This window comes from Salinarimonas soli (assembly GCF_008386575.1).
Taxonomy (GTDB): Bacteria; Pseudomonadota; Alphaproteobacteria; order Rhizobiales; family Beijerinckiaceae; genus Salinarimonas_A; species Salinarimonas_A soli.
Genome location: NZ_VUOA01000074.1, coordinates 1 through 234, shown reverse-complemented (window position 1 = coordinate 234; position 234 = coordinate 1). Strand labels below are relative to the sequence as shown.

The 234-nt window shown below is 72.6% G+C and carries 1 protein-coding gene; it reads left to right on the top strand.

The window, feature by feature from the left end; all coding sequences use genetic code 11:
• Positions 1-234: transposase (locus tag F0L46_RS25250; protein ID WP_368732176.1), on the top strand; the 234-nt coding region annotated here is incomplete at both ends.

Sequence of the window (234 nt, the reverse complement as noted above, 5' to 3'; positions counted from 1 at the left end):
AGCGCTACTTCTACGGCTGGCGTGACACGGGCGTGTGGGAGCGCCTCAACCGCCGCCTCGTCGAGCAGGCCCGAACAGGCCAGGGCCGCCCGCCCTGTCCCACGCTGGCGATCATCGACTCGCAGAGCGTGGCCACCACCGAGAGCGGCGGCCCGCGCGGCACCGATGCCGCCAAGCGGGTGAAAGGGCGCAAGCGCCACATCGTCACCGACACGGGCGGCCTCGTGCTGCAGG